The following is a 6,337-nucleotide window of genomic DNA, read 5'->3' as shown; positions in this document are numbered from 1 at the left end:
CCGGGAAGGAATGGGCCAGGTAGTCGAGAACGTACTCGCGCGGCGTGATGTCGACGCGAACGTCGCTCCATTCCTCGGTCGGGATCTCGGCGAGCCTGCGTTCCATCAGCGCCTCGCCGGTCGAGACGATCTGGATGACGGCGGCGTGTCCGGCGTCGAGATCGCGTTCGATCGAGCGGATCAAGGACGGCGTCTTCATCGATGTCAGGAGGTGACCGAAGAAGCGCTGCTTGGCGGATTCGAAGGCCGAGCGCGCGGCGGATTTGGCCTGCGCATTCAGCGTGCCGGTCTCGCCCATGATGTTCGCCGCCCGCATCGCGGCTTCGAGGTTGTTGTGAATGACGGCAAACGCCTCGGCATAGGCGTCATAGATCCGCGCCTGCTCCGAGCTCAGCTGATGTTCGACCAGCTCGTACTCAACGCCCTCGTAGGACAGCGAGCGGGCTGCATAGAGGCCGAGCGCCTTGAGATCGCGCGCCATGACCTCCATGACGGCGACCCCGCCCTCCTCGATCGCCTCGACGAAATCCGCCCTCGCGGCGAACGGGAAATCCGCGCCGCCCCAGAGCCCAAGCCGCTGCGCATAGGCGAGATTGTGGACGGTCGTCGCCCCGGTCGCCGAGACATAGACGACCCGGGCATTGGGCATTGCATGCTGCAGCCGAAGGCCTGCCCGCCCCTGCTGCGAGGCCGCTTGATCGCCGCGCTCGCCCCTGCTGCCTGCGGCATTCTGCATCGCATGGCTCTCGTCGAAGATGATCACCCCGTCAAAACCTGCGCCGGGTGGCGAGCCGGGGTCGGCGCCCAACCATTCGACGATCTGCCGGACCCGCGAAAGCTTCTCGCCGCGTTCGTCGGTCCGTAGCGTGGCGTAGGTGGTGAAAAGGATGCCTTCCCCAAGCCGGATCGGCGTGCCCTGACGGAAGCGCGAGAGCGGGGTGACGAGCAGCCGCTCCATGCCGAGCGCCGACCAGTCGCGCTGGGCGTCCTCGATCAGCTTGTCGGACTTGCTGATCCAGACCGCGCGGCGCCGGCCTTTGAGCCAATTGTCGAGCAGGATGCCCGCGACCTGACGGCCCTTGCCGGCGCCCGTGCCGTCACCCAGGAACCAGCCGCGGCGGAAGCGCACCGCCTTCTCGGCATTAGCCTGCCCCGGACTTGATCCGGGGTCCCGCGCGGCTGTGACCGCATCGAAGGTCTGGTCGACGTTCCAGCATCCCGCAAGGAAGCCCGTATGCGCCTCGCCCGCATAGATGACGCTTTCGAGCTGTGCATCCGAGAGCACGCCATCGGCCACGAGCCGCTCTGTAAGATGTGGTCGATAGGACGGCTTTGGCGGTACGACGGATGCCATCGCCGCGGACTGCACCAGCCTGGTCGGATGCGCGTGCGCGCCGGCAATGCGGATCGACTGGAGCTGGTAGGGCTCATAGAGCGTGTCGGTGATGTGCGCGGCGTCCACTGGCGCGGCATCCACGGTCTCGTAGACGATCTCGATCCCCTCCGCTTCAGACGTCGTCCGAGTGGACAGAGGTGCCTCAGCGGTGCGGATCACCTTCGGGCGGGCGACAAGCTCGGCAGCCGGCGGCACGAAGCTGCCGGCCATCGGCAGCCGCGAAGGGACCCGTTCGGTGACCCAGCCGAGCAGCGCCGCCACGCTCGGAGCCATTCCGGGAGATTGCGGGAAGGTTTGCGGATCGGGCGCCGGCTGCTTGTCGATGACAAGCAGCCGCGTCTCGGTGGTGGTGCCGTGCTTGGCGTAGGCGCTGCCGGCAAGGGCCGCCGAGAACACGAGGTGACCACGCTCCTGGAGACGAACGAAGGCTTGCGTCCAGGCCGGGTTCTCCGGCGTGAAGCCCGCGGCAGTGATCGCCACCAGCCGGCCGCCCTCGCCAAGCCGTGCCAGCGCTGAATGTATGTGGCGAAGCGTCGTGTCCGGCATTCGGCGATCCACATTGGCCATCGCCGAAAACGGTGGGTTCATCAGGACGACGCTTGGGACATAGCCAGCATCCAGATGATCATCGATCTGCGCCGCGTCGAAACGCGTCACCTGTACGCCCGGAAACAGCAGGTCGAGCAGAGCGGCACGACTTTCGGAGAGTTCGTTCAGCAAAAGCGTGCTGCCTGCGAGCTCGGCGAAGATCGCAAGGCTCCCGGTCCCCGCGGATGGCTCGAGCACATGATCAGCCGCAGTGATCCGGGCTGCGGCAGCGACCGCAAGCCCAAGCGGGATCGGCGTCGAGAACTGCTGGAAAGCCTGGCTCTCCTCTGTCCGCCGCGCGTGCGTCGGCAGCAGCGCTGCGACTTTCGCGATCATCGGCAGCATGGCGGCCGGCGCCCCGCCACTCGCGCGGATCATGGCCGGGCCGTATTTGCGGAGAAACAGAACTGCTGCCGCCTCGCAGGCCTCGTAAGCGGTCTTCCAGTTCCAGGCCCCCTCGGCGTCGCTGGCGCCAAAGGACCTTTCCGCGGCACGGCGCAGCAGCTTGGCATCAATGCGCTCGCCACGGGTGAGGCGCGGCAGCAGCAGCCGTGCGGCATGGAGGATGGCTTGGGCGCGTGCGGATGGGACGGCAGACGCTGGGTAATCGTTGTCGTTCGACATGTCGGGAGATCCTCGGAGGCAGAGAGCGGGACTCGGGACGAGCCGCCGAACGCTCTCTCTCGATCCGGCGAGCTCATCCTCAGCCGGCCCCTCCTCTCCCCTCTCGGCCCTCAGTCACCGCACAGAGCAGACACGACGAAGCCCGGCTCAACGGCCGGGCTTCTGATACTTTCGACAGACATTTGGGGCCGGCAGATCGCAAGCCAGGCTCACGCATCACTCGGCGGCGATGATCTCTTCCACTTCGTCTTCGCCGTCAGTGGCCTCCGCTGTCTCCTCATCGGCGAGGAATTTAGGCAGGCCTTCGGCCTCGCCGCCCTGCTCCGCGTCCGCCGCCTCGACATCAGCAAGGCGTAGCGGCTCCGGCAGCCAGCCACTGCCGGCCAGAAGGCGCTCGGCCTCCTTCGCCATATCGGTCTTCTTGAGATGCTCGATGAGCTGGACCGAGGCCTCGCCCTTCGCTTCCCGCACCGCTTGCAGAATGCGATGCTTGGTCACCCGGCCGAGATAGTTGTCGACGGACGGCTTCCAGCCGGCGCTGACCATGTCGAGATCGACAGCGCGCGCAACGACGTCAGCCTGGCCAAGGCGGCTCTGCACCGAATAGGTGGACACGCGGCCCTGACTGAAGCGGCTGGCCACGTCATGCAGCGCGTTGACTGCAGAGGACGCGCAATGAGCGAACAGACGGGTCTGTGTGGCATTATCCAGGTCGGTGAGCGCGTCCCAGAGGTCGCGTTCGTTGTTCGGCAGCCGCGCCTTCCACGCTTCATGCCGCGCCTCGATGGCCCGCGCCGAAGCACTTTCCTTCAAGCCGGGAGGCTGAGCGGGAAAGGTCGGCGTATGCAGCGAAATTTCGAGACAGCTTGAAGGAGCGGCGAACCGGTAGAACGTCGCAAGCACGAAGTTATGCAGCACGGCCTGAAAGGCGATCGAGGGCCGTTCGGCGAGCGCGTCGCGCAGCGCCAGCGTCCGATGAGCAGTGAGCTCGGCCATGAGCCGATCCGGAAGCGGTCTTGCGCCTCCTTCCTCATCGTCATCCGCCGTTTCCGGCGGCGTGCCAGCAACGGTGATGGAGGTCGGCTGTGCCGGACCGACAACTCTCCGTCTGTCGGTCGACGGTGTATCGGCGCCCTGCGTCGCGCCTGAATCGACTGCCGCCGGCTCATCTTCTGGCCGGACATAACCCCGGTCGATCAAGAGCCGCCCCTCGGAATCGATGCTGACGAAAACGCCGGCACGGGCCACATCCGACGTCTCGTAGGCCACGGAGCGATCCTCGAAGGCCAGCAGCGCGATCTCGATCTCGCCGAGGCGATCATCGAACTCTTCTGGAATTTCGTCGGCGTCCTGATATTCGGCTTCGAGTTTCGCTTGCTCCGCTTTCAGCGCCTCAATGGCCGACCGCTCCTCTGCCGTGAGATCGGCCGGCCTGCCGACGAGCTTGCGCAGGCCATGGGAGTGGCCGTAGGCGAAATCAATCGCGACCGAAATCCATTTCCAGCCTTCGGTCGCGATTATTTCCGCCTCCGCTTTCAGCTTCGCGGTGACAAGACCGTCCAGCAGGACGACGTCCTGTAGCCAGCCGCCATCATCATGTTCGAACAGGTCGCGCATGACGCCACCGCCCGCGCGTGCGTAGGCCTCGAGGCCAACAAACCGCGCGCGGCGGTCGGAAGCGCGGACCGCCTCTTCGGTCAGCATGCGGCGGATCTGGTAGGGCTCGTCATAGCCGGAACGGCTGACCTTCTCCCAGACCTGCTCCTGGCGCGCCTGATCGGCCGTGACCGAGAATGCCATCAGCTGCTCGAGCGTCATGCCGTCCTGCGCATAGACGTTGTGCAAGCTGGGCGCCACCGAGGCGAGGCGCAGCCGCTGTTTCACCACCGCCGGGCTCACGAAATGCCGGGCGCCGATCTCCTCCTCGCTCATACCGCCCTGGCGCAGAGCTTCGAACGCGCGGAACTGATCGAGCGGGTGCAGGCCCACCCGCTCGTCGTTCTCGGCGAGCGAGTCATCCAGGGCCGAGCCGCTGTCGCGAACGATGCAGGGAACGGCTTGGGTCTTCGTCATGCGCTTCTGCTTCACGAGCAGCTCGAGCGCGCGATAGCGCCTGCCGCCCGCGGGCACCTCGAACATGCCGGTCTCGTTTCCTTCCGTATCGACAACGGCCCGCACGTTCAGGCTCTGCAGCAGAGTACGCTGCGCGATGCTTTCGGCGAGCTGCTCGATCGAGACGCCCGCCTTCACCCGCCGGACATTGGACTGGCTCAGCACCAGTCTGTTGAAGGGGATGTCGCGCGAGGGCGACAGCGTGATTTTCTGGACGACCTTCGTCATTTCGGTTCTCCACGACGGGCGGCCGAAACCTCTCTCGGCCTCCAACCCGTCGCGGAAATCCGCACCTCCTCTCACTCTTCCGTGCCCCGAAAAGGCCTCACGCCACCGCACACTCGGTGTCTCCTGCCATCACGCCGGCAGCGGAATTCGGCAGGAAGCCGAGAATGTAATCGGCCGCCTTGCTGGCCTGGCTGGCCGCACGGACGATCGCCCGATTGTCCTCGAGCAGGACCTCGAGCCAGAAGCCGATGTAGTCGGCATGGCGCACGGTCGGCACGATGCCGAGCGCAGCACAAGAGAATGCAGCGCCCAATTCCGCGATCAACTCCTCGAAGGCGTACTTGCTGCTGCCATAACCACCCGAGAAATCGCGGCTGAGGCGTGACGGATGGCCGCTGGCATGCACGAGCTCATGCAGCGCCGTCCGATGCCAGTCGATAGGCTCGAAATAGGCCGTCGGCGGCGGCACCTGCACATAGTCTTCCGTCGGCACATAGAACGCGCGATTGCCGCCGATACGGAAGTCGATGCCGGTCGCCTTGATCAGGCTTTCCACCCTGGGCTCGATCAAGCCTGGCACGGGAGGCGGCGCGGTTGTTGCGATGTCTGCAGGCAGGCCGTCACACTGATCGGTGTTGAACACGGTGAAGCGCTTTAGGAACGCAATCGCCTGCGCTTCCTCGCCGGCTTCGCTGGCGCGGCGTCTCTCACCCGCCGGCACGAAGCGGTCCGCATAGACTATGGAGGTGCCGCGCTCGCCTTTGCGCACGTGGCCGCCAAGCGCAAGAGCCTGGCGGAAGGTGAGCCAGCTCTGGCCGGCAAAACTCCGCTCGATGACCGCGCCCCACAGGATCAGAACGTTGATCCCGGAGTAACGCCGGCTGGTCGCGGCATTCTTCGGCATGGCGAGCGGCGCCTTGGCCGACGCCGTGCCCCAGGGCTGCACCCACGGCGCACGGCCGGCCTCGAGTTCTCTGATGATCTTGCCGGTGATTTCGTCATAAAGGCTCGCGCGGTCCTGGCCGGCGCGTGTCCGGGAACGATGGCTTTCCATCGCGCGTCTCCGCGACGGGCGCCGCAGGCCTCTCCCGCGGCTTCCAACCCGTCACGGCCAAGCCAGCCCGCACTCTTCCTCTGCATCACCTCAACGCATTCACCGCACAGCCGAGGATCACCGAACGCACCACGCGCGCCGCGCCCGAGATGGAAGCCCGAAGGACGAACACACGGCGCGGCCGAGGATTCAGCTCCGCCGACAGCCCGATTCCGCGAGGGAGACGCCCTCAGGACCGTCACCATCATGAAGCCGCTTCCGATGACCAACGGTCGAGCTGCGATCTCTCGTGTCATCGGACGACGTCGTTGCCGCGACCTTCGGATCGGCAAGAC

General features: G+C 65.9%; 3 protein-coding genes. All 3 read right to left on the bottom strand.

Annotated features, from left to right (window positions below):
- On the bottom strand, window positions 1–2,608 hold a 2,608-nt coding region (locus tag JOY90_RS15895), incomplete at its 3' end, for a strawberry notch family protein (RefSeq protein ID WP_291692068.1).
- Window positions 2,609–2,824: 216 nt separating this feature from the next.
- Window positions 2,825–4,948, bottom strand: a complete 2,124-nt coding sequence (locus JOY90_RS15890) for a ParB/RepB/Spo0J family partition protein (RefSeq protein ID WP_291692067.1) — start codon at window positions 4,946–4,948, stop codon at window positions 2,825–2,827.
- Between the two features lie 97 nt (window positions 4,949–5,045).
- Complete coding sequence (locus JOY90_RS15885) at window positions 5,046–6,002, bottom strand: zincin-like metallopeptidase domain-containing protein (protein ID WP_291692066.1); 957 nt, start codon at window positions 6,000–6,002, stop codon at window positions 5,046–5,048.
- Between the last annotated feature and the right edge of the window lie 335 nt (window positions 6,003–6,337).

Source organism: Bradyrhizobium sp., assembly GCF_019242285.1.
Taxonomy (GTDB): Bacteria; Pseudomonadota; Alphaproteobacteria; order Rhizobiales; family Xanthobacteraceae; genus Bradyrhizobium.
Note: the sequence above shows the minus strand (reverse complement) of the source record. Positions and strands in the feature narration are given on the sequence as shown.

What these genes read in the sequence shown, in the direction of transcription:
- JOY90_RS15890 (WP_291692067.1), bottom strand. Translation starts at nt 4,948, where the DNA reads ATGACGAAGGTCGTCCAGAAAATCACGCTGTCGCCCTCGCGCGACATC.
- JOY90_RS15885 (WP_291692066.1), bottom strand. Translation starts at nt 6,002, where the DNA reads ATGGAAAGCCATCGTTCCCGGACACGCGCCGGCCAGGACCGCGCGAGC.